This window comes from Brachybacterium sp. EE-P12 (assembly GCF_003711805.1).
Taxonomy (GTDB): Bacteria; Actinomycetota; Actinomycetes; order Actinomycetales; family Dermabacteraceae; genus Brachybacterium.
In genome coordinates, this window is the sequence record NZ_QXCP01000009.1 from 91936 (window position 1) to 112849 (window position 20914).

Annotated in this window: 23 protein-coding genes and 1 pseudogene; 13 read left to right on the top strand and 11 right to left on the bottom strand. The window is 71.8% G+C overall.

Annotated elements, in window-relative coordinates; genetic code table 11:
• Positions 1-53 precede the first annotated feature (53 nt).
• From D1648_RS12585 to D1648_RS12595, 3 genes are all read left to right on the top strand, one after another.
• Positions 54-857 (top strand): VOC family protein, encoded by an 804-nt coding sequence (locus D1648_RS12585; protein WP_122942380.1) that lies wholly within the window; start codon positions 54-56, stop codon positions 855-857.
• 88 nt (positions 858-945) lie between these two features.
• Positions 946-1440, top strand: coding sequence for a flavin reductase family protein (locus D1648_RS12590; RefSeq protein WP_122942382.1), 495 nt, complete (start codon positions 946-948; stop codon positions 1438-1440).
• Positions 1441-1625: 185 nt separating this feature from the next.
• A complete protein-coding gene (locus tag D1648_RS12595) occupies positions 1626-1940 on the top strand; it encodes a hypothetical protein (protein WP_122942384.1) in 315 nt (104 codons plus the stop codon).
• 46 nt (positions 1941-1986) lie between these two features.
• Here D1648_RS12595 and D1648_RS12600 read toward each other — a convergent pair whose 3' ends face one another.
• The 4 genes and pseudogenes from D1648_RS12600 to D1648_RS18265 all read right to left on the bottom strand — a co-directional run.
• Complete coding sequence (locus D1648_RS12600) at positions 1987-4281, bottom strand: sodium-translocating pyrophosphatase (protein WP_122942387.1); 2295 nt, start codon at positions 4279-4281, stop codon at positions 1987-1989.
• Between the two features lie 277 nt (positions 4282-4558).
• On the bottom strand, positions 4559-4948 hold the full coding sequence (locus D1648_RS12605) for a DUF4411 family protein (RefSeq protein WP_241155486.1): 390 nt from the start codon (positions 4946-4948) through the stop codon (positions 4559-4561).
• Positions 4948-6108, bottom strand: coding sequence for an ImmA/IrrE family metallo-endopeptidase (locus D1648_RS12610; RefSeq protein WP_122942389.1), 1161 nt, complete (start codon positions 6106-6108; stop codon positions 4948-4950). The genes D1648_RS12605 and D1648_RS12610 overlap by 1 nt, the downstream gene beginning before the upstream one ends.
• Before the next feature lie 129 nt (positions 6109-6237).
• Positions 6238-6552 (bottom strand): annotated as a pseudogene (locus D1648_RS18265) (type I restriction enzyme endonuclease domain-containing protein); the annotation flags it as partial.
• A gap of 171 nt (positions 6553-6723) precedes the next feature.
• On the opposite strand from D1648_RS18265, the gene D1648_RS18270 reads away from it, so the two are divergent.
• Together D1648_RS18270 and D1648_RS12620 are read left to right on the top strand one after the other, a co-directional pair.
• Positions 6724-7308 carry a hypothetical protein gene (locus tag D1648_RS18270; RefSeq protein ID WP_241155528.1) on the top strand — a complete coding sequence of 195 codons (585 nt, stop codon included), beginning with the start codon at positions 6724-6726 and terminating at the stop codon, positions 7306-7308.
• Positions 7287-7580, top strand: coding sequence for a hypothetical protein (locus D1648_RS12620; RefSeq protein WP_122942393.1), 294 nt, complete (start codon positions 7287-7289; stop codon positions 7578-7580). Before D1648_RS18270 ends, D1648_RS12620 begins: the two co-directional genes overlap by 22 nt.
• Positions 7581-7591: 11 nt before the next feature.
• Here D1648_RS12620 and D1648_RS12625 read toward each other — a convergent pair whose 3' ends face one another.
• The gene (locus D1648_RS12625) at positions 7592-8542 is read right to left on the bottom strand and encodes an L-lactate dehydrogenase (protein WP_122942395.1); all 951 of its coding nucleotides are present in this window, start codon (positions 8540-8542) and stop codon (positions 7592-7594) included.
• Complete coding sequence (locus D1648_RS12630) at positions 8539-8853, bottom strand: 4a-hydroxytetrahydrobiopterin dehydratase (RefSeq protein ID WP_122942397.1); 315 nt, start codon at positions 8851-8853, stop codon at positions 8539-8541. Before D1648_RS12630 ends, D1648_RS12625 begins: the two co-directional genes overlap by 4 nt.
• Positions 8854-8914: 61 nt before the next feature.
• Between D1648_RS12630 and arfB the strand changes: the two genes are divergently transcribed.
• From arfB to D1648_RS12650, 4 genes are all read left to right on the top strand, one after another.
• Positions 8915-9355, top strand: a complete 441-nt coding sequence (gene arfB, locus D1648_RS12635) for an alternative ribosome rescue aminoacyl-tRNA hydrolase ArfB (protein WP_122942399.1) — start codon at positions 8915-8917, stop codon at positions 9353-9355.
• A 37-nt stretch (positions 9356-9392) separates the two neighbouring features.
• Complete coding sequence (locus D1648_RS12640) at positions 9393-9974, top strand: 1-acyl-sn-glycerol-3-phosphate acyltransferase (RefSeq protein ID WP_122942401.1); 582 nt, start codon at positions 9393-9395, stop codon at positions 9972-9974.
• Between the two features lie 113 nt (positions 9975-10087).
• Positions 10088-10330 (top strand): PspC domain-containing protein, encoded by a 243-nt coding sequence (locus tag D1648_RS12645; RefSeq protein ID WP_122942403.1) that lies wholly within the window; start codon positions 10088-10090, stop codon positions 10328-10330.
• Between the two features lie 83 nt (positions 10331-10413).
• Positions 10414-11439 carry an LLM class flavin-dependent oxidoreductase gene (locus D1648_RS12650; protein ID WP_122942406.1) on the top strand — a complete coding sequence of 342 codons (1026 nt, stop codon included), beginning with the start codon at positions 10414-10416 and terminating at the stop codon, positions 11437-11439.
• On the opposite strand, the gene D1648_RS12655 is transcribed toward D1648_RS12650, so the two are convergent.
• Complete coding sequence (locus D1648_RS12655; RefSeq protein ID WP_122942408.1) at positions 11375-11845, bottom strand: VOC family protein; 471 nt, start codon at positions 11843-11845, stop codon at positions 11375-11377. The two genes, D1648_RS12650 and D1648_RS12655, sit on opposite strands and share 65 nt — an antisense overlap.
• 143 nt (positions 11846-11988) lie before the next feature.
• Between D1648_RS12655 and D1648_RS12660 the strand changes: the two genes are divergently transcribed.
• The 4 genes from D1648_RS12660 (at position 11989) to D1648_RS12675 (ending at position 18070) form a co-directional block, all read left to right on the top strand.
• Complete coding sequence (locus D1648_RS12660; RefSeq protein WP_122943296.1) at positions 11989-12465, top strand: VOC family protein; 477 nt, start codon at positions 11989-11991, stop codon at positions 12463-12465.
• Between the two features lie 260 nt (positions 12466-12725).
• Positions 12726-14918: a choline BCCT transporter BetT gene (gene betT, locus D1648_RS12665; RefSeq protein ID WP_122942410.1), complete on the top strand. Its 2193-nt coding sequence runs from the start codon at positions 12726-12728 to the stop codon at positions 14916-14918.
• A complete protein-coding gene (locus tag D1648_RS12670) occupies positions 14911-16395 on the top strand; it encodes an aldehyde dehydrogenase family protein (RefSeq protein WP_122942412.1) in 1485 nt (494 codons plus the stop codon). Before betT ends, D1648_RS12670 begins: the two co-directional genes overlap by 8 nt.
• An 85-nt stretch (positions 16396-16480) precedes the next feature.
• Positions 16481-18070: a GMC family oxidoreductase gene (locus D1648_RS12675; protein WP_122942414.1), complete on the top strand. Its 1590-nt coding sequence runs from the start codon at positions 16481-16483 to the stop codon at positions 18068-18070.
• Positions 18071-18117: 47 nt separating this feature from the next.
• Here D1648_RS12675 and D1648_RS12680 read toward each other — a convergent pair whose 3' ends face one another.
• Genes D1648_RS12680 through D1648_RS12695 form a run of 4 tightly spaced genes read right to left on the bottom strand, consistent with a single transcriptional unit; the run spans position 18118 to position 20882 of the window.
• Positions 18118-19023: a DNA-3-methyladenine glycosylase gene (locus D1648_RS12680; RefSeq protein ID WP_122942416.1), complete on the bottom strand. Its 906-nt coding sequence runs from the start codon at positions 19021-19023 to the stop codon at positions 18118-18120.
• Complete coding sequence (locus tag D1648_RS12685; RefSeq protein ID WP_122942418.1) at positions 19023-19625, bottom strand: DNA-3-methyladenine glycosylase I; 603 nt, start codon at positions 19623-19625, stop codon at positions 19023-19025. Before D1648_RS12685 ends, D1648_RS12680 begins: the two co-directional genes overlap by 1 nt.
• A gap of 43 nt (positions 19626-19668) precedes the next feature.
• Positions 19669-20253 carry a methylated-DNA--[protein]-cysteine S-methyltransferase gene (locus tag D1648_RS12690; RefSeq protein WP_122943298.1) on the bottom strand — a complete coding sequence of 195 codons (585 nt, stop codon included), beginning with the start codon at positions 20251-20253 and terminating at the stop codon, positions 19669-19671.
• 56 nt (positions 20254-20309) lie between these two features.
• On the bottom strand, positions 20310-20882 hold the full coding sequence (locus D1648_RS12695) for an RNA polymerase sigma factor (protein ID WP_122942420.1): 573 nt from the start codon (positions 20880-20882) through the stop codon (positions 20310-20312).
• Between the last annotated feature and the right edge of the window lie 32 nt (positions 20883-20914).

A 20914-nucleotide genomic window follows, 5' to 3' on the forward strand; every position in this document is an offset into this window, starting at 1 on the left:
CGCCGACGACCGGCCCCACGACCGCGACGGGGACCACGACAGCAGGAGGAACCATGAACCGCCCGATCGGCAGCACCGCCTGGCTCGACCTCGCCGCGCAGGACGTCTCCGCGGTGGCCCCCTTCTACACCGGACTGTTCGGCTGGGAGCTCGAGGACCTCGGCGAGGAGTTCGGCGGCTACCACCTCGTCCGCAGCGACGGGAAGCTCGTGGGAGGTGCGATGTCGGTGGCGGGGATGACCTGCCCCGAAGGCACTCCCCTGTCCTCGGAGTGGGGCGTGTACCTCACCGTCGAGGACGTCGACGCCCGGGTGGCGAAGGCCCTCGCGTCGGGCGGGGGCGTCGTCGTCCCCGCCGACGACATCGGCGACTCGGGCCGGATGGCCGTCGCGGTGGACTCCGTCGGCGCCGCGATCGGCATGTGGCAGCCGCGCGAGCTCGAGGGCTTCGAGTTCACCGGCGCCCCCGGCTCCCCCGTCTGGTTCGAGCTCATGACCCACCGCTACGAGGACGCCTCCGCCTTCTACACCTCGGTGTTCGACGCCCAGCTCGTGCCGATGGCCGAGGAGATGGACGGCGACGAGGGCGGCTTCCGCTACGCCACGAACGGGGGCCCCGAGAGCGCGAGCTGGGGCCTGTGCGATGCGGCCGGGATGATGCCCGAGGAGGCGATGGGCTGGCGCGTGTACTTCGGCGTCGAAAGCACCGAGGGCGCGCTGGAGAAGGTGCGGGCGCTGGGCGGGAGCGTGCTGGACGGACCGATCGACTCCCCCTTCGGCAGGATCACGACCATCGCCGACCCCGAGGGGGCGACCTTCCAGATCAGCGCGATGAGCGAAGCGGTGCCGGAGGGCTGACCTGCTTCTATGACGCTGCGTGACGGTCGGGTCCCAGAAACCGGGCCCGGCCGTGCGTGTGCGGGGCGCGAGACCTAGAGTCGGGAGCATGCTGACCGACACCGCGCTCCGTGAGGCCTTCTCCCATGTCCCGCAGGGAGTGGTGCTGATCGCCGCCGAGATCGACGGGATCCGTCACGGGCTCGTGGCCTCGACCTTCACCGTCGGGGTATCCCTGGCCCCGCCGCTGGTCTCGGTCGCGGTGCAGCACAGCTCCCGCACCTGGCCCGCGCTGCGCGCGCACGGCCACCTCGGCGTGACGGTGCTCGGCGACCGCCAGCGCGCCGTCACCCGGCAGCTCGCGGGCCCGGACCGGGACCGCCGCTTCGAGGGCCTCGACGTGGAGGTCGACGAGGGCGGTGCGCTGGTGCTGCAGGACGCCCCGGCCTGGATGACGGTGCGGGTGCACGACGAGATGCGCGCCGGCGACCACGACCTGGCCCTGCTCGAGGTGCTCGCGATCGACAGCTCGCCGGCCGCCCGGGCGATGGTGTTCCATCGCAGCCGCTTCAAGGGGCTCGTGGAGGGCGACATCGCCTGCTGATCGCGCACACGCGTGAATCGCGTCTCAGTACCACACTTCTGCGATGTGAGGTGGAGCGAACCCCCTCCCCGATGTCGGACCACTGTCCGAGAATTGCCATGAGGCCGCTTACCGAGCGGTCGGGCTGTTCCCCGCCGTCGCCCGCCGGGTCCTTGCGGACCCCGGTTTCCGAGGAAGGATCCTCCATGCAGTTCACCCGTGACCTCGCAGTCGCCTTCGGCGACTGGCTCGAGCGAGAGCAGATCCGCCGCGCGCTCCTCGCGGAGCGGCCTGAGCTCGAGGGGGAGCTGCTGCTCGACCCCGAGCGCCCGCTGCTGCGCGTCCTTCGTGGCGGGAGCGGTCCGGTGATCGTGGCGCGCGTCGAGGAGGCGGACGGCGAGGGCGGCTGGCTCGTCGGCGTCGCCAGCTCCCTGGACCCGGTGCTGCGCGAGGCCTCCTCCCCTGTCGAGGCGGCGCGACTCGCGCTCGAGGCTCTCGAGCCCTGTCCCCTCGCGGGCTGAACGCCGGGCCGAGGCGTCTCGGCGCGTGTGTCTCAGCGCGCGTGGCTCAGCCGCCCTGCGCGTCGACGGTGCTGGGCTCGTCGTCGGTCTCGAGCACCACGCCGCGGCGGATCGAGATCACGACGGCCACCGCGATCGCAGCGACGGCCACGGCGGCGATCGCATAGCGCAGCGGATCGGCCTGGCCGCTGAGCGCGCTCATCCCCACCACGGCGGGGGCGATCAGCACCGCGACCAGGTTCATCACCTTGATCAGCGGGTTGATCGACGGGCCGGCGGTGTCCTTGAACGGATCGCCGACGGTGTCACCGGTGATCGTGGCCTCGTGGGCGTCAGAGCCCTTGCCGCCGTGGTGCCCGTCCTCCACGAGCTTCTTCGCGTTGTCCCAGGCCCCGCCGGAGTTCGCGAGCAGGATCGCCATGAGCACGCCTGCGGCGATGGCGCCGGCGAGATAGCCGGCCAGGGCCGGGGCACCGAGCCCGAAGCCGACGGCGATCGGTGCGGCGACCGCGAGCAGGCCGGGCGTGGCCAGCTCCCGCAGCGAGTCGCGGGTGACGATGTCGACGACCTTGCCGTACTGGGGCTTGGCGGTGCCCTCCATGATCCCGGTGATCTCGCGGAACTGGCGCCGCACCTCGTAGACCACGGCCCCGGCCGCACGGCCCACGGCGCTGATCGCGAGGCCGGAGAACAGGAACACGACGGCCGCGCCGATGATCACGCCGACGAGGGTCTGCGGGGAGAAGACCACCGAGTGGGCGAGGAAGTCCTGGTAGCGGTCCCCGAGCACGTCGCGGATCGCGTCGGTGTAGGAGCCGAACAGGGCGGTCGCGGCGAGCACGGCGGTGGCGATCGCGATGCCCTTGGTGATCGCCTTGGTGGTGTTGCCGACGGCGTCGAGCTCGGTGAGCACCTGCGCGCCCTCGCCGTCCACGTCCCCGGACATCTCGGCGATGCCCTGGGCGTTGTCGGTGACCGGGCCGAAGGTGTCCATCGCGACGATCACGCCGACGGTGGTCAGCAGGCCGCAGCCGGCGAGCGCGATCGCGAACAGGCCCGTCACGCCGGCGCCGCCGAGCAGGAACGCCCCGAACACGGCCGCGGCGATCACGAGCGCCGTGAACACGGCGGACTCGAGGCCGAGGGCGAAGCCGGAGAGGACCACGGTCGCGGCGCCCGTGCGGGAGGTCGCGGCGACCTGTCGCACGGGCCGGTCCTCGGTGCTGGTGTAGTAGCCGGTGAGGTAGAGGATCGCGACGCCGAGGGCGATGCCGATCGCGACGGCGCCGGCGGCGACGATGCGCGGGTCGTCGATCGCGGCGCCCGCGTCCTGGATCCCGAGCGCGGCAAAGCTGCCGGGCAGGTGCACGAAGGCGGCGATCGTGCACATCACGGCGGAGATCACCGCGGAGAGCAGGAAGGAGCGGCGGATGGAGGTCAGCGCGCTGACGCCGCTGCGCGGGCGGATCAGGTAGAGGCCGATCAGGGCGGTGATCACGCCGTTGGCGGGGACGATCAGCGGGTAGACCATCCCGGCCTCGCCGAGCGCGGCGCGGCCCAGGATCAGGGCGGCGACCAGGGTGACGGCGTAGGACTCGAAGAGGTCCGCGGCCATGCCGGCGCAGTCCCCGACGTTGTCGCCCACGTTGTCGGCGATGGTGGCGGCGTTGCGGGGGTCGTCCTCGGGGATGTTCTGCTCGACCTTGCCCACGAGGTCGGCGCCGACGTCGGCCGCCTTGGTGAAGATCCCGCCGCCGACGCGCATGAACATCGCGACCATCGCGGCGCCGAAGCCGAAGCCCTCGAGCACGAGCGCGGCGTTCCCGCGGAAGATCAGCACCACCGCGCCCGCGCCGAGCAGGCCGAAACCGATCGTCGCCATGCCCACGCAGGCACCGGTGCGCACGGCGATGAGCATTGCGGGGTCGCGGCCGGTCTCGTGCGCGGCGGCGGCGACCCGCACGTTGGCGCGCACCGCGAGCCACATCCCGAGATAGCCGATCAGGCCCGAGAACGCGGCACCGACGAGGAAGGCGACCGAGCGGGCGCCGCGCAGCAGCAAGCCTGCGGTCCCCTCGGCGCCGTGCGTGGGCAGCAGGAGCAGCAGCAGGAAGGCGATCACGGCGAACACGCCGAGGGTGCGCAGCTGACGGCGCAGGTAGGCGGCCGCCCCCTCCTGCACGGCGCCTGCGACCTCGTTCATCGCCTCGGTCCCGGTGCGAGCGCGCAGCACCTCGGTGCGGAAGCGCAGCGCCATCGCGATCGCGATCAGGGCGATCACCACGATCACCCCGACCGCGGTGAGGCTTCCGGCGGAGAGGGTGAGGGGTTGGGGGTTCATGAGGTCCTCCGCACGTCGTCGTGTTCCGGGGTCCTGCCAGATCACGGCACCCTAGCCGGTCGCCTGGCCGACGTACAGACCCGCGGGTCACGAGCGGGCGCTCACCTGCCCAGATCCGATGTCAGTCGAGACCGGGGATCGTCGGCGCTCGGGTCGTGGCACGAGACTCCCCGTCCGTGGAAGATCGGAGATGGAGCGCAGCTCCTGTCCTCCTGAGCACTGTGAAGATGTCAGCGGTCGCGACTCCCATGGCAGCGCAGGCGTCCGGGATCTTCACTCACTTCTTCGAGAGTGGACTCGGCTGCTCGTTGGTGATCACCGTGTCTCCGTGCCCGATGGCGTGGGCGATCAGGAGGTAGTCTGCTCGGTCGCTCGAGAAATCGTTCAGAGCGGACTGCCGGTAGTCCTGGTGCCGTGCCCATTCGCTGAGCGGGCGGAAGTGCTGGACCGTGAGCTGATCGACCGGGAGGAAGAAGTCAGGGTGCCCACGAGCCCACTCCGCGAGCTCATCGTCTCCCTGGAGGAGCTCGTCACGGACAGCACCGATGCTGATCAGCTCACCCGACCGGTGGGCCTGCTCGAGCCATGCCCAGAATCCGGGCGCGATGTCGAACGCGTAGTACCTGTTCTTCGCATCGATCAGGATGTTCGCATCGACGAGATGCATCAGCCGTTCCCGACCCGTTCAGCGAGCTCCTCGAAGGTGCTGTGCTTCTTCGTGCCGAGGAGCTTATAAGCATCGCGGTAGCTGGTCCCGCCCTCGCGAGCACTCGCGACCACGGCGCGGGTGAACTGCCTGCTGAGGCGTTGCGACTGGACGTTGTAGAAGTTCCCGCCGCCGGAACGGTTCTCCTTCGCCTCGGTGAAGAGCGCTAGGACGCGCTCCTCCTGCTGTGCGTACAGCTCCCGGTAGCCGTCCCATGGGACCAGTTCGGCGTCGGCGAGCCGCCGCAGGACCACGAGCGTGCTGACGGTGAAACGACGCGCCAGGGCGTCGAGCCCCTCGTCGGAGAGGTCACCTCGGAACTCGGAACGCACGCTCTCGAGCGGCATCAGCGCCTCGGCGGCGACGGCATTGCACCACCGTTCCTCAGGATGACCACCATCCTCGCCGGGCAGGACGTCGGAGAGCGCGCTGCCGCCGAGCCAGACGTGCGCGAACTCGTGCAGGAGCGTGAAGATCTGTGCGGACTTGCTGTCCGCCCCGTTGACGAACACCACCGGGGCCAGGTCGTCTGCCAGGGTGAAGCCGCGGAACTCCTCAGGACGCAGCGCACGGTGAGTGTTGGACCCCACCACACCGTTGACCATCACGAGCGTCCCGCTCGCCTCGATGCGGTCGGACAGCAGGCGGAACGCCGCCCTCCAGCTCGGGGCCGGAGGCTCGGTCCTCGGGTCGACGCCGAGAACCTCCCGCATCCTCTGCGCGATGGCGGCCGGGTCGTCCCCGGTCGTCGCCGTGCCGACGTATGCGACGGGTTCCATCCCGTTCTCCAGGGCGTGGTCACGGAACCAGCCCTGTCGCGTCTGGCACTGGTAGATCGTATCGAGGAGGTCCGCGGATGGCCGGGTGATCCCTGTGCCGCGCAGGGTGCGCATGTCGGGCACCGGGAGCGGCTCCTCCGGCGGAGCGGAGAGGAAGAGCTGCCCGAACGGCGCATGAGTGGCCTTCGCGAAATGCTCCAGCTGCTTCACCGTCGGCCGGCGAGTCCCGGCACGCCACTCGGTGAGCTGAGGGAACCTCCGCTCCGCAGTCTCCTCGTCCCAGCCGGCGCGTTCGACCGCCCACTCGAGGATCGTCGGAGCGACATCCACATGGACCGTCACGGCGCGACCTCCCGTCCTGGTCTCTCTCGACGCTGTGCCCGTGATGCCATGGTAGAGGGGCGCACCGTCCACGGACGGACCCCTGTGGACGATGCCGTCACCGGAGGGACCGGGGCCTGCCACGCGCTGTCAGGCCGAGGCGACCCGCAGCTCCTCCGCGTACCGGGGCGCGAGCGACTCCATCTGGTGCATGACGTTCACGATCGCCTCGCTCTGCTGGTCCGGCGGGTACTTGTACTTGCGCAGGAGGCGTTTGATGGAGGAGCGGAGCTTGGCCTTGACGTCGTCGCGCACGGTCCAGTCGGTGCGGATGTCGCGGCGCATGGTGGCCACGAGCTCCCGGGCGATCTGGGCGAGGGTGTCGTCCCCCATCACATCCACGGCCGAGGGGTTCTGGGAGACGACGTCGTAGAACGCGAGCTCGTCCGTGGCCAGCGGCGGAGTGAGGCGCCGCGGGGTTGTTGCCCTTGCCCGTCGCCTCCAGCCACGCGGCGATCTGTCGCGCGTCGAAGAGCAGCTCGTCCTGCGACAGCGAGGGCGGGAAAGGGTGCGGGGTGTCGGCCGAGCGCGTGCGCCACATGCTCGGACACCTTCCGGCCCAGCGAAGTAGCAGACATGCGCACCACCTCCCTGCCGTCCCCGACCGCGATCCGCCGTTGGTCCCCTTGGCGTTCGGCCGGCGGGCTGACGAGCGCCCTCGCCGCGCTCGCTCTGCTCGGCGCGTGCGGCGTCGTGCCCGAGGCCTCGACCGACGAGCAGGCCGCGACGTCCGAGGTCGCAGCCGAGGCTTCGGACGCAGGGCCGGACGACGCCGGCTCCGGCACATCCGAGCCCACCGGATCGGCAGCGGCATCGCCCGAGAGCACCGAAGGCCCTTCCGAGTCGGAGCCGACCCCCGAGCCCGAGCCGGAGCCCGTCGAGCCGCAGTCCTTCTCCGGCACCGGCTCCGAGGTGGTGATCCTCGACCCGCTCGGCGAGGACGTGTTCTATGCGCACGTCACCCACGACGGCTCGAGCAACGTCGCCCTGTGGTCCGTGGACGACAACGGCCCGGCGCCTGGACCATCGCGACCAGCTGAGCCCGGACACCGCGAACCGGCCCGCCGCCGCCCGCGCACCCTCACCACCCCGCTCGCCGTCGGCCCCGGCATGACCGAGCCCCGTCGGAAGGACCTTCCATGCGCTTCACCCAGGACATGACCTCCGCCTTCGGCGACTGGCTCGAGTGCGACCGCATCCGGCATGCGCTCATCGAGGAGCGCCCCGACATCGCGTCCCGGACGACGCTGCATCCTCATCGCCCGCTGCTGCGCATCCACCGTCCCGAAGGCGATGTCGTGGTCGCGAGGGCGGCGGCCGACGGCTGCGCAGCATGGATCGTCGGCGTCGCCTCACCCGAGCCGATCCTCCACGACGCGAGCTCCGCCGACTCGGCGACCGCCCTCGTGTTGACGCTCCTGGGCCGCCCCTGACCGCAGCGGCGTCAGCCCCGCAGCCCCGCGGCGACCTCCTCGAGCGCGGCGGCGCTCGAGCGCAGCTTCTCGAGCTCCGCCTCGTCGAAGGGGGTCTCGCGGATCGGGTGAACGCCCGAGGCCCTCACGATGCTCGGCACCGACAGCGCCACGCCGTCGATGCCGTGGAAGTCCTGCAGCACCGAGGACACGTTCAGCACCGCGTTCTCGTCGCCGAGGATGGCCTCGACGATGCGGGCGCTGGAGAGGCCGATCGCGTAGTTCGTCGCGCCCTTGCCCTGGATGACCTTGTAGGCGGCCTCACGCACGTCCACCGCGATCCGGTCGAGCTCTTCGAGGGTGAACATCTCCGCGCCGTCCTCGCCGCGCCAGTCGAGGATCGGGACGGTGCTGATGCGGGCCTCGGACCACAGCGGGAACTCGGTGTCGCCGTGCTCGCCGACGATCTGGGCATGGACGGAGGTGGGTGCCACGCCGGTCCGTCGGGCGATCTCCCAGCGCAGGCGGGAGGTGTCCAGCACCGTGCCGGAGGCGAACACCCGTTCGGCCGGCAGGCCGGAGGCCTCGTGCGCGAGCATCGTGAGCACGTCGCAGGGGTTCGTGACGATGACGATGATCGCGTTCGGGGCGACCTCGAGCACGTCCCGCACGATGGAGCCGACGATCCGCGCGTTGGTCGCGGCGAGCTCGATGCGGGTCTGGCCGGGCCTCTGCTTCGCGCCGGCGGTGACGACCACGACGTGGGAGCCCTCGGCGACGCCGATGTCGGAGCCGCCGATGATGTCGCTGGCGCGGGTGAACAGGGTGCCGTGGGCGAGGTCGAGCACCTCGGCCTCGGTCTTCGCGGCGTCGATGTCGTAGAGGGCCACGTGGCGGGCGGAGCCGCGGATGAGCGCGGCGTAGGCGACGCTGGAGCCGACCGCGCCGGCCCCGATGACGGTGAGCTTCGAGTTCTCGATCATGCGCTGGCCGACTCCACGCCGAGCTCCTCCGCGTGGGCGCTGACGGTCCCAGCGAGGGCGAGGTCGCGGGAGGTCACCCCGCCCACGTCATGGCTCGAGAGGGTCACGGTGACCTCCGGATAGGTCAGCAGGATGTCGGGGTGGTGGTTCGCCGCCTCGGCGGAGACGCCGATGCGGTTGACGAACGCGAGCCCGGTCGCGAAGTCGCCCGTGGCGAAGCGTGCGGTGAGGGTCTCGCCCTCATGGCGCCAGCCGGTGAGCCCGGCGTCGGCGATCTGCTCGGGGGTCAGGGTCTGCTTCGGATCAGCCATGCCGCCATCGTGCCCTGTCCTCGGCCCCACGACCAGACCCCCGGCGCGGCACACTGGGGGCATGGACGACCTGCGAGTGGATCCCGGCCCGGGAGCGCCCCACGGCCTGCGCGTTCCCGCCGCGGAGCTCGACGAGCAGTTCTCCCGCTCCTCCGGGCCGGGCGGTCAGGGGGTGAACACCGCCGACTCCCGCGTGCAGCTGAGCCTGGACCTGGCCACCACCACCGCCCTGGACGAGATCCAGCGCGCCCGCGTCCTGGCGCGGCTCGCCCCGCGCACCGCGGGCACGGTGCTCACGGTCGCCGCCTCCGAGCAGCGCTCCCAGCGGCAGAACCGTCGGGCCGCGCGGGAGCGGCTCGCCGCCCTGCTGCGCGAGGCGGTCGCCCCCGAGATCCCGCGCCGGGCGACCCGGCCGACGGCCGGTTCCCGGCGCCGTCGTCTCGCCGCCAAGCGCCGCCGCGCCGAGCTCAAGCAGACCCGGCGGCCGCCGCGAGGCGAATGAGCACCGGGCGGAGCCCTCCGGCACGTACTGTCGGCCCATGATCCGTCAGCTCCTCGCACGTGCCTTCTGGGCCCTGGGCCCGTGGAGGCTCGTCGTCGAGCGCGCCCCGGACCGGCCCACGATCTTCGTCGGCGCACCCCACACCTCCAACTGGGACTTCGTGTTCATGCTGGCGATCGCCTGGCGGCTGCGGGTGAAGCTGCGCTGGCTGGGCAAGCACGACCTGTTCACCGGCTGGAAGGGGCCCGTGATGCGCGCCCTCGGCGGGATCCCGGTGGACCGCCGCGACCCGGCCCGCGTGGTCGAGGAGGTCATCGCCCTGATACGCACCGGCACCGTGTTCGGCCTGGTGATCACCCCGGACGGCACCCGCGGGCCGCACACCCGCTGGAAGTCCGGATTGCACCGGATCGCGCGCGCGACGGGCCTGCCGCTCACCCTCGGGTTCGTGGACCGCACCACGATGACCAGCGGGCTCGGCCCGGTCATGGAGGTCACCGACGACGTGCGCGCGGACATGGACCGCATCCGCGCCTTCTTCGCCGACAAAGCGGGCTACCACCCGGACAAGCGGGTCGAGCCGAGGCTGCGCGAGGAGGATCTGCCCGCAGGCGAATAGCAGCAGGCCGGGTGCGGCGCGACGGGACAGGACGCGTCCGACGGGTTCCCCCGCGCGGATTCCGGGGGCCAGCACCAGTGCCGCCCGCCCCGTGCCCGCCTAGCCTCGTCCCCATGAACACCTTCTTCGCGACACTCCGCGGCTTCCGCTTCCGCCGCGGTCCCCAGCGCCTGGTCGGCGGCATCGCCGGCGGCCTCGCCGACCTCACCGGGCTCGACGTGTGGATCATGCGCGCGCTCGTGCTGGTCTCCTTCCTGCTGCCGGTCCTCGGCGTGGGCGCGTACCTCGTGGCGTGGGCGCTGACCCCGTGGCAGGACGGCACGATCCCGCTCGAGCGGGTCCTCGACCGGCGCTGAGCACGGCCCGGACCGCGGGCCGGCGCGGACTAGGATGACGGCGCCCGCGCCGCGCTCGTCGCCCCGCTCCGGAAGGTCCCTCGATGCCTGATCGCCCCCGTCCCCTGCGCCGCCTCGGCTTCCTCACCATCGGCCTGTTCGATCCCGCCGATCCGGCGCCGGGCCACGAGTCGACGCTGTCGCTGATCGAGCTGGGCGAGGAGCTGGGGTTCGACAGCGCCTGGCTGCGCCACCGCCACCTGCAGTTCGGGATCTCCTCCCCCGTCGCGGTGATGGCGGCGGCGAGCCAGCGCACCTCCCGCATCGAGCTCGGCACCGCGGTGACGCCCCTGGGCTGGGAGAACCCGCTGCGCCTCGCGGAGGACCTCGCGACCGTGGACGTGCTCTCCGGCGGCCGCATCAACCCCGGCGTCAGCGTCGGCACCCCGATGCAGTACGACACCGTCAAGGACGCCCTGTACCCGCACACCGCCGAGGCCGAGGACTTCTCCAAGGCCCGGGTAGAGCGCCTGGCCCGTCACCTCGCCGGGGAGCGGGTGCGGGAGCTCGAGGGGAAGCAGGGCGTGGTCGAGGAGTTCTCCGCACGCGTCGAGCCCCACTCCCCCGGACTGCGGGACCGGCTCTGGTACGGGGCGGGCTCCCTCGACTCCGCGGTCTGGGCCGGGCAGAACGGGCTGCATCTGCTCTCCTCGAGCGTGATCTTCCCCGGCCCGGGCGAGGAGCCGGACTTCGCTGCGATCCAGGCCGCCCAGATCCGTGCCTTCCGCGCCGCAGGCGGTGCCCGCGCCTCCCAGGGCCTGGTCGTGATCCCCACGGACTCGGCCTCCGCCGCGCAGGCGGAGCGCTACCGCGCCTACGTCGCCGAGCGCCTCCCCCGCACCCGCACCCCGCAGGGTCCGCGCAGGATGCTGTTCGCCCCGGACATCGTGGGCACGAGCGAGGAGATCGCCGAGCAGCTGTGGGCGCATGCGGGCTTCCGCGAGGTCGACGAGGTCGCCTTCGCGCTCCCGTTCAGCTTCACCCACGAGGACTACGTGCAGATCCTCACCGATCTGGCGACGCGGCTGGGCCCGCTGCTGGGCTGGAGCCCAGCTCCTCGGCGAGCATGACCAGGATCCCGGAGGGCCCGCGCAGGTAGGTCAGGCGGTACGCGTCCTCGTAGGTCGCCACGCCCCGCAGCGGATGGCAGCCGTGGCGGGAGGCGGTCTCGAGCGCGGCATCGAGGTCCTCGACCCGGAAGGCGACACGGTGCATCCCGATCTCGTGCGGGAGCGTCGGGGAGGTCTCGAGCGCCTCGGGGTGGAGCTGCTCGAACAGCTCCAGGCGACCGCTCCCGTCGGGCGCCCCCAGCATCGCGATCCGGACGTGGTGGCCGTCCAGGCCCACGGCGGTGTCCGCCCACTGGCCCTGCACGGTATCGGTGCCCAGCACGATCAGGCCCAGATCGGTGAAGAAGGCGATCGCCTCCTCGAGGTCGCGCACGGCGATGCCGACGTTCTCCATGTGGATGCCCATGCCGTGCACGGTAGCCCTGTCACCGCGTCGAGGAGGGGCCGTCCCCCGAGGTGCGCAGGATCGGACACATCGGCGTCCACGCCGCGCCCTACCGTGGGCGCACGACGGGCCGCCGGGCCCGCCCCGAGCAGGAGGACCGCACGATGACTGCAGTCGGCACGTGTCTCTGGTTCGACGGCCGCATCGAGGAGGCCGCCGAGTTCTACGTCTCCCTCGTCCCCGATTCCCGCATCCTGAACACCACCCGCTACGAGAAGGGCGGCGGCCCGCCCGACGGACCCGACATGACCGGGCAGCCGCTCACCGTCGACCTGGTCCTCGGCGGCGTGCCCTACACGCTGCTGAACGGCGGCCCGTACTTCACCCTGTCCGAGGCGGTCTCCATCATGCTCACCGTCGACACGCAGGAGGAGGTCGATCGTCTGTGGTCGGCGCTGATCACCGACGGCGGCGCGGAGTCGCAGTGCGGCTGGTGCCGTGACCGCTTCGGGCTGTCCTGGCAGGTGATCCCGCGGCGGCTGGAGGAGCTGCTCGCCGGCCCGCACGCCGAGGCGGTGACGAAGGAGCTGATGACGCAGACCAAGCTCGACATCGCCCGGCTCGAGGCCGCCGCCGGCTGAGCCCCGCCGGGCCGTGGACCGGGCGGCCCTGACGCCCGCGCAGGTCAGCGCGCTTCCGGGACGTTCCTGGCAATCGTGCGCAGCCGGGTGACACTTTCCTCACGAAACACGCGGACGACTGGAGGATCCGACACCCTGTTCCTAATGTCGAACGCGGTCGGCGACCAGGACAGCGCTCCTCGCTCGCCGAGCCGGATCTCCCCCGTGGGCCTGCCGTGCAGCGGCCGGCCCTGTCCCGAGCGTCGACCGAGAGGATCGTGATGGCCGAGGCCCCGCCCGCCCCCAGCCCGTTGAAGGAGGGAGGTGCTCGGCCCGCGCACTCCCGCGTCAATCGGCCCGTCTTCATCGGCACCTCGGCGATCATCATCGCCTTCGTGCTCTTCGCGGCGATCTGGCCGGATGCCGCCGAGACCGCGATCTTCGGCTCGATGGGCTGGATCGCGACGAACTTCGGCTGGTACTACGTCACCACCGCCACGATCGTGGTCGTCTTCGTGCTGATGGTCGCGTTCTCCCGCGTGGGCCGCACCCGGATGGGCCCGGACCACTCGATCCCGAAGTACAACCTCTTCACCTGGGCGGCGATGCTGTTCGCGGCCGGGATCGGCGTGGACCTGATGTTCTTCGGCATCTCGGGCCCGGCCACGAACCTGCTGACCCCGCCCGATGCACCCGCCGGCTCCGACGAGGCCGCGCGGATGGCGACGATCTGGACGATCTTCCACTACGGCATCCCGGGCTGGGCGATGTACGCCCTGATGGGCATGGCCTTCGGCCTGTTCGCCTATCGCTACCACCTGCCGCTGTCGATCCGGTCGGCGCTCGCGCCGATCTTCGGGCGGCGCATCCACGGCGCGGTGGGCCATGCCGCGGAGATCGGCGCGACGATCGGGACGATCTTCGGGATCTCCGTCTCCCTCGGCATCGGCGTGGTCTTCCTGAACTTCGGTCTCACCGCGCTGTTCGGCATCCCCTCCTCGATCGGGGTGCAGGTCGCGCTGATGGGCCTGGCCGTGCTGATCACGATCATCTCGACCGTCTCCGGGGTGGACAAGGGCATCCGCCGCCTCTCCGAGCTGAACGTGCTGCTGGCGATCCTGCTCATGCTGTGGGTGCTCTTCAGCGGGCAGACCCACCAGCTGCTCAACGCCCTCGTCCAGAACATCGGCGACTTCTTCTCCCGCTTCCCCGGGATGATGATGAACACCTTCGCCTACACCGACGGCACGGCCGAGTACCCCTCGGACCAGTGGATGGCGGACTGGACGCTGTTCTTCTGGGCGTGGTGGATCGCGTGGGCGCCCTTCGTGAGCCTGTTCCTGGCCCGCATCTCGCGCGGCCGCACCCTGCGCCAGTTCGTCGTCGGCGTGCTGCTGATCCCGTTCTCGTTCATCCTGCTTTGGGTCTCGATCTTCGGGAACGCGGCGCTGAGCTTCGCGGCCGACGGGGATTTCCTCGACCTCGCCGTGAACCAGCCGGAGTCCGGCTTCTTCAACCTGCTCGAGCACTACCCGGGGGCGGTCTTCACCGTCTCCCTCGCCGTGATCACGGGCCTGTTCTTCTACGTCACCTCCGCGGACTCCGGCTCGCTGGTGATGGCGAACATGACCTCGAAGGCGTCCACCACCGATTCCGACGGCCCGCCGTGGCTGCGGATCGTGTGGGCCGTGATCACCGGTGCACTGACCCTGGCGATGCTGTTCATCGACGGGGTCTACACCCTCCAGGCCGCGACCGTGGTGGTGGGCCTGCCGCTGTCGATCCTGGTGTACCTGGTGATGTTCAGCCTGTGGAAGGTGCTGCGCACCGAGCAGATGGACCTCGACGCCCGCACCGCCGCGCTCCCGGGGATGCTCACCTCGCGCGTGCGCGGGGGCGAGGCCCAGGACCGCTTCCCGTGGCGGCAGCGCCTCCAGCGCCGCATGTCCTACGCCGACGAGACGCGGGCGCGGGCCTTCGTCCAGCAGGTCGCGACCCCGGCGGTGGAGGAGGTCGCCTCCGAGCTGCGCAGCCTCGGGGCCGACGTCGCCTGCCAACGCGGCGCCCATCCCGATCACGGCGTACCGTTCATCGACCTGGTCGTCTCCTTCCCCGACGCGGAGGACTTCAAGTACCAGGCCTACCCCGTCGCCTACTCGGTGCCGAGCTTCGCCGCGAACCTCTCCACCGTGCGGGACGTGTACTACCGCATCGAGATCTTCTCCCGCACCGGCTCGCGCGGACGAGACATCATGGGGTATACGAAGGACCAGGTCATCAGCGATGTCCTGGACGCCTACGATGCGCACATCATGTACCTGACCATGAGCGACGAGATCGGCACCGCGACCGGCACGATCCCGGTCACCGCCCCGGACACCTGGGACGACGCCGATCACGTCGACCCCGAGACGACCGACGCCCGCCCCGACGGCGGGCTCGTGCAGGACCAGACCGAGGAGAGCCATGACTGAGAGCCCCGCGACCCTGTTCATCGACGGTGCCTGGGTGCCGTCCTCCACCGGCGAGACCCGCACCATCCTCTGCCCCGCCGACGGCTCCGAGGTCGGCGTCGTCTCCGAGGCGGGGGCCCAGGACGTCGAGCGCGCGATCCTCGCCGCCCGCGCCGCCTTCGAGCGCCGCGAGTGGGCCGACGTCCCGGCCGGGCAGCGCGGGGACTTCCTGCTGCGCGTCGCCGACCGGCTCGCCGAGCGCAAGGACGAGTTCGCCCGCGCCGAGGCGAAGGACACCGGCAAGCGCCTGGTCGAGGCCGAGGGCGACATGGACGACATCGCCTCGTGCTTCCGCCACTTCGGGAAGATCGCCGACCAGGATCCGGGCCGTCTGGTCGATGCGGGCGACGCCTCGGTGATCTCCCGCGTGGTCCGCGAGCCGGTCGGCGTGTGCGGCATGATCACGCCCTGGAACTTCCCGCTGCTGCAGGCCGCGTGGAAGATCGCCCCCGCCCTCGCGGCCGGGAACGCCTTCGTGATCAAACCCGCCGAGCTCACCCCGCACACCACCATCCTCATGATGGAGGTGCTCGAGGAGCTCGGGCTCCCGAAGGGCGTGGCGAACCTCGTCCTCGGCGACGGCGGCACCGTCGGCGCTCCCCTGTCCTCGCATCCTCAGATCGACCTGGTCTCCTTCACCGGCGGACTGGTCACCGGGCGGAAGATCGCCGAGTCCGCGGCGACGAGCATCAAGAAGGTCGCCCTCGAGCTCGGCGGGAAGAACCCCAACGTCGTCTTCGCCGACGCGGACTACGAGGCCGCGCTCGACAACGCGCTGAACGCCGGCTTCCTCGACTCGGGCCTGGTGTGCTCGGCCGGGACGCGCCTGATCGTGCACGAGTCGATCGCCGAGCGGTTCGTCGACGACCTCGTCGCCCGCGCCGAGGGCATCGTCATGGGCGGCCCCTTCGACGAGCAGGCCGAGACCGGCCCGCTGATCTCGAAGGCCCACCGCGACAAGGTCACCGACTACGTGAAGCGCGGCGTCGAGGCCGGGGCGCGCCTGCGCACCGGCGGGCACTGGGGCGGTCCCGAGCACGAGCAGGGCTTCTTCTACGCCCCGACGGTGCTGGACCGCTGCACCCGCGAGAACCCCGCCGTGATCGAGGAGGGCTTCGGCCCGGTGATCACGGTGGAGACCTTCGCGACCGAGCAGGAGGCGATCGAGATCGCGAACCACACCGAGTACGGCCTGGCCGGCGCGGTGTGGACCTCCGACGCGGGCACCGCGAACCGGGTCTCCCGCGCGCTGCGCCACGGCACGATCTGGATCAACGACTACCACCCCTACCTCCCGCAGGCGGAGTGGGGCGGATTCAAGATGTCGGGGATCGGCCGCGAGCTCGGCGCCACCGGTCTCGAGGAGTACACCGAGGCCAAGCACATCTACCAGAACACCGAGCCGACCGTCTCGGGCTGGTTCCCCCGCAAGGACTGACCGTGCGACGCGCCGCCGTGCGCACCGACCCCTCGCGCACCCCGCCGTGCGCACCGACCCACCCCTCGAGCAGGAAGCAGGAGAGATGACCAGCCAGGACCTCACGTCCGAGAACCCCATCGCCGAGTACGACTACATCGTGGTCGGCGGCGGCTCCGCCGGGGCCGTCGTCGCGGCACGGCTGAGCGAGGACCCGAGCCTCGAGGTGGCCCTGCTCGAGGCGGGCCCCCACGACCTCGACCACGACGAGGTGCTGCAGCTGAAGCGCTGGCCCGAGCTGCTCGAGTCCGGGCTGGACTGGGACTACCCGATCGAGCCGCAGGAGAACGGCAACTCCTTCATGCGCCATGCGCGCGCGAAGGTGCTCGGCGGCTGCTCCTCCCACAACTCCTGCATCGCCTTCCACCCGCCGGCGGAGGACATGGACCTGTGGGAGCGCCTCGGCGCCGAGGGCTGGGGCTCGAAGGACATGCTGCCCCTCATCGAGCGGCTCGAGAACAACCGCGACCGCGAGGGCGCCGGGCACGGCAGCGCCGGCCCCGTCGAGCTGATGGACGCCCCGGCCGACGACAAGCTGGGCATCGCCCTGCTGGACGCGTGCGAGCAGGCCGGCATCCCCCGCGCCCGCTTCAACGACTTCGCCACCGTCGTCAACGGAGCGAACTGGTTCCAGGTGAACCGTCAGGCCGACGGCACCCGCGCCTCCTCCTCCGTCTCCTACCTCCACCCGATCCGCGACCGGGAGAACCTCCACGTCCTCACCGGCCATCAGGTCATGCAGGTGCTCTTCGACGAGGAGCAGCGGGCCACGGGCGTGGAGTACATCGACAACGCCTTCGACCGCTCCTCGATCATGCACGCCCGCCGAGAGGTCATCCTCTCCGCGGGGGCGATCGACTCGCCGAAGCTGCTGATGCTCTCCGGGATCGGCCCCGCGGACCATCTGCGCGAGATCGGGATCGAGGTGCGGGTGGACTCCCCCGGCGTCGGCTCGAACCTGCAGGACCACCCCGAGGCCGTCATCTCCTGGGAGTCGACCCAGCCGATGACCCGCGAGTCCACCCAGTGGTGGGAGATCGGGATCTTCACCCCCACCGAGGAGGGCCTGGACCTGCCGGACCTGATGATGCACTACGGCTCGGTGCCCTTCGACATGCACACCCGCCGCCAGGGCTACCCCACCTCCCCGGAGTCCTTCGCGCTGACGCCGAACGTCACCCACGCCCGCTCGCGCGGCACGGTGCGGCTGCGCTCGATCGACTATCGCGACAAGCCGAAGGTCGACCCGCGCTACTTCACCGACGAGGACGGGCACGACATGCGCGTGGCGGTGGCGGGGATCCGCAAGGCCCGCGAGATCGTCGCCCAGTCCGGGATGGACGCCTACCGGGGCCGGGAGCTGTTCCCGGGCGAGGATGTCCAGAGCGACGAGGAGATCGCCGACTACGTCTCGAAGACCCACAACACCGTCTACCACCCGGCGGGGACGGTGCGCATGGGCGCGGCCGACGACGAGATGTCGCCGCTGGACCCGCAGCTGCGGGTCAAGGGCGTCAGCGGCCTGCGGGTCGTGGACGGCTCGGTGATGCCGCAGCTGGTGGCCGTGAACCCGAACATCACGACGATGCTGATCGGCGAGCGCGCCTCCGACCTGATCCGGGGCGCGCAGGCCTGACCGCTGCGGTCTGCCCCCCCACCGACGGCGGCGCGGACGAGCGCGGTTCAGAGTCCGAAGGCCCACAGCCGCGCTGCGGCATAGCCCCGATACGGGCTCCAGGACGCGATCCGCTCGGAGCCCGCGTCCGGGGCGAGCGCTGTGAGGGTGCGGCGCAGCACGGCATCGCTCGCGGGGAAGGCATCGGTGTCGGTGCCGGCGCGCAGCGCCAGGTGGTCCAGGGTCCAGGTGCCGATGCTGTGCACCCCGGCCAGGGCCGCGCGCTCCGGCAGCTCCGCTCCCCCGCCGTGCTCCGCGCACAGCACCGCCGCCTCATGGACCGTGCGGGCGCGGGAGCCGGTCAGGCCCACCACGTCCCGCAGCTCCTTCGTCGGCACCGCGGCGAGCACGGCCGGGCTCGGGAAGGCGCGCAGCGACTCGCCGCCGGGCATCAGCTCCGCACCGTCCGCCGTCGCCTTCGTGCCGTCGGCCGTCGGCTCCGAGCCGTAGGCGGCGACGAGCCGGGCGGCGAACAGCCTCCCGGCGGCGAGGGAGACCTGCTGGCCGAGCACGGTGCAGATCACGGCATCGAAGGGCTGACGGAAGCGGGTGATCCGCAGGCCCGGCCGCTCCCGCACCTGCACGGCGAAGAGCGGGTCCGCGCCGAGGCGGGCATCGACCGGGGCGAGGTCCGCCTCGAGGTCGAACCAGTGCGTGACGAGGCTCCGCAGCGCCGCGTGCACGGCCGGGTCCTGCGACGGGGTGGCGAGGCTCGCCCCGCCTGCGTCGAGGTGCACGGTGACCAGGTGCTCCGCGCCGTCCACGTCGACCCGGCGGGTGAACGTCCCTGCGGCGAGATCCAGGCGGTGCAGTCCCTCGACGGCGTGCGCGGCGAGGGTCGCGAGGGCGGCGGCGTGGTCGAAGGCGCCGCAGGCGTCCACCCGCAGCCGGGCGAGGCCGGCGGTGTCCCCCATCAGCTCCACACGCCGGAGCTGCCGCGGCGGTGCGAGTCGAGCAGGTGCGTGTCGATGATCCCCACCGCCTCCATGAGGGCGTGCATCGTCGTGGGCCCCACGAAGGCGAAGCCCTCCTTCCGCAGCGCCTTCGACAGGGCCAGGGACTCCGGGGAGGTGGTGGGCACCTCGGCGGGCGTGCGGGGGCGCGGGGTCCGCTCCGGCTGGAAGGACCACACGAAGTCGGCGAGCCCGCCCCTGTCCCGCAGGGCGAGGGTCGCGTTCGCGTTGGTGATCGCCGCGCGGATCTTGGCGCGGTTGCGCACGATCCGCGCATCGGCCATGAGTTGCTCGACGTCCTCGTCCCCGTAGCGGGCGACCTGCTCGGGGTCGAAGCCGTCGAACACCTCGCGGAAGGCGGGACGCTTGCGCAGGATCGTCGCCCAGGACAGCCCCGCCTGGAACGCCTCGAGGCTGAGCCGCTCGTACATGCCCTGCTCATCGCGCACGGGCATGCCCCATTCGGTGTCGTAGTAGTCGCGCAGCAGCGGATCGGTCGCCGCCCAGGCGGGCCGGGCGAGCCCGTCCTCGCCGAGGACGATGCCGGGATCGGGGGTGCTCACAGATGGGGTCCTCGTCGTCTCGGGGAGTGCGGGTTCGGGACCATCATGCCGCCGATCCCTCCCGCTCCAGGGCGAGCAGGAGCGTCTTCGCCTCGGCGCCGCCGAGATAGCCGCCGAGGCTCCCGTCGCTGCGCAGCACCCGATGGCAGGGCACCACCAGCGGCAGCGGGTTCGTCGCGCAGGCGGTGCCGACGGCGCGCACCGCCCGCGGGTTCCCGACCAGTTCGGCGACCTCCTGGTAGGTGCGGGTGCGGCCGTAGTCGATGCGCGGCAGCGCCCGCTGCACGACGGCCCGGAACCCGGAGGACAGCGCATGGTCCAGCGGCAGGTCGAAGGCGCGGCGGTTCCCGGCGAAGTACTCCTCGAGCTCGGCGGCGGCCGCATCGAGCGGGCGCGGCGCGGCGAGCACGCGGGGGCCGATCCGTGCGGCGAGGGTCTCGAGCACGGCGTCGAAGCCCTCGCGCTCATAGGCGATGCGTACCAGGCCCTGCGGGGTCGCGGCGAGCAGGAGGGGGCCGACGGGGCTGTCGACGGTGCGATAGGCGACCTCGAGCAGCCCCTCCTGCTCGGCGCGGGCGGCGAGACGGGCGTGCAGGCCGGCGAGCCTGCCGTCCTCGAGGGGGAGCATCTCCTCGACGATGGCAGGGCCGGACGACGGGGCCGGCGGGGGTTCGGGGGTGCGGTTCATCGTGGCTCTCCGTCCGTGGTGCGCGGTGTCGATTCGCGGTGCGTCGGCTCGCAGCGCACCTGCTCCTGCTGCGCCGGCTCGCGATCCGCTGCGTCGCCCTGCGCCCCGTAGACGCGGCGCAGGGTCTTCATGCCGTCCGCGGCCGCGCGGCGCACCGAGGCGGGGGTGCCGCCGATGAGCTGCGCGGTCTCGGCGTGGGGCAGGCCGCCGAGGTGGTGATAGGCCAGCGCCAGCCGCTGGCGCTCGGGCAGCGCGGCGACCGCCGCCCACACGCCCTGCTCGTCCCCGCCCTCGACCGTCTCCCGCGAGGGACGCTCCGGCAGCTGGTCGGTGGGGATCGCGCGGCGGGTGCGGACGCGGGTCACGTCGATCGCCTTGCGGTGCGCGACCCGGACCAGCCAGGCCTCGACGTTCGTGTCCTCGGCCAGCTCGGGCCAGCTGCGCAGCGCGGCGAGGAAGGTCTCCGACCAGGCGTCCTCGGCGTCGGGTCCCGGGCCGAGCACGGCGCGGCACACCCGCAGCACGGTCTCCCCGTGCCGCTGGACGGCCTGCTCGAAGGGCTCTGTCATGGTCATCACACGGTAGACGCGCGAGCGAGCCG

Coding starts and splice junctions, on each gene's coding strand:
- D1648_RS12585 (WP_122942380.1), top strand. CDS start 54: ATGAACCGCCCGATCGGCAGCACCGCCTGGCTCGACCTCGCCGCGCAG.
- D1648_RS12600 (WP_122942387.1), bottom strand. CDS start 4,281: ATGAACCCCCAACCCCTCACCCTCTCCGCCGGAAGCCTCACCGCGGTC.
- D1648_RS12695 (WP_122942420.1), bottom strand. CDS start 20,882: ATGACAGAGCCCTTCGAGCAGGCCGTCCAGCGGCACGGGGAGACCGTG.
- D1648_RS12660 (WP_122943296.1), top strand. CDS start 11,989: ATGACTGCAGTCGGCACGTGTCTCTGGTTCGACGGCCGCATCGAGGAG.
- betT (WP_122942410.1), top strand. CDS start 12,726: ATGGCCGAGGCCCCGCCCGCCCCCAGCCCGTTGAAGGAGGGAGGTGCT.
- D1648_RS12690 (WP_122943298.1), bottom strand. CDS start 20,253: ATGCTCCCCCTCGAGGACGGCAGGCTCGCCGGCCTGCACGCCCGTCTC.
- arfB (WP_122942399.1), top strand. CDS start 8,915: ATGGACGACCTGCGAGTGGATCCCGGCCCGGGAGCGCCCCACGGCCTG.
- D1648_RS12645 (WP_122942403.1), top strand. CDS start 10,088: ATGAACACCTTCTTCGCGACACTCCGCGGCTTCCGCTTCCGCCGCGGT.
- D1648_RS12680 (WP_122942416.1), bottom strand. CDS start 19,023: ATGGGGGACACCGCCGGCCTCGCCCGGCTGCGGGTGGACGCCTGCGGC.
- D1648_RS12670 (WP_122942412.1), top strand. CDS start 14,911: ATGACTGAGAGCCCCGCGACCCTGTTCATCGACGGTGCCTGGGTGCCG.
- D1648_RS12640 (WP_122942401.1), top strand. CDS start 9,393: ATGATCCGTCAGCTCCTCGCACGTGCCTTCTGGGCCCTGGGCCCGTGG.
- D1648_RS12605 (WP_241155486.1), bottom strand. CDS start 4,948: ATGCATCTCGTCGATGCGAACATCCTGATCGATGCGAAGAACAGGTAC.
- D1648_RS12625 (WP_122942395.1), bottom strand. CDS start 8,542: ATGATCGAGAACTCGAAGCTCACCGTCATCGGGGCCGGCGCGGTCGGC.
- D1648_RS12675 (WP_122942414.1), top strand. CDS start 16,481: ATGACCAGCCAGGACCTCACGTCCGAGAACCCCATCGCCGAGTACGAC.
- D1648_RS12590 (WP_122942382.1), top strand. CDS start 946: ATGCTGACCGACACCGCGCTCCGTGAGGCCTTCTCCCATGTCCCGCAG.
- D1648_RS12650 (WP_122942406.1), top strand. CDS start 10,414: ATGCCTGATCGCCCCCGTCCCCTGCGCCGCCTCGGCTTCCTCACCATC.
- D1648_RS12595 (WP_122942384.1), top strand. CDS start 1,626: ATGCAGTTCACCCGTGACCTCGCAGTCGCCTTCGGCGACTGGCTCGAG.
- D1648_RS12620 (WP_122942393.1), top strand. CDS start 7,287: ATGCGCTTCACCCAGGACATGACCTCCGCCTTCGGCGACTGGCTCGAG.
- D1648_RS12655 (WP_122942408.1), bottom strand. CDS start 11,845: ATGGGCATCCACATGGAGAACGTCGGCATCGCCGTGCGCGACCTCGAG.
- D1648_RS12630 (WP_122942397.1), bottom strand. CDS start 8,853: ATGGCTGATCCGAAGCAGACCCTGACCCCCGAGCAGATCGCCGACGCC.
- D1648_RS18270 (WP_241155528.1), top strand. CDS start 6,724: ATGCGCACCACCTCCCTGCCGTCCCCGACCGCGATCCGCCGTTGGTCC.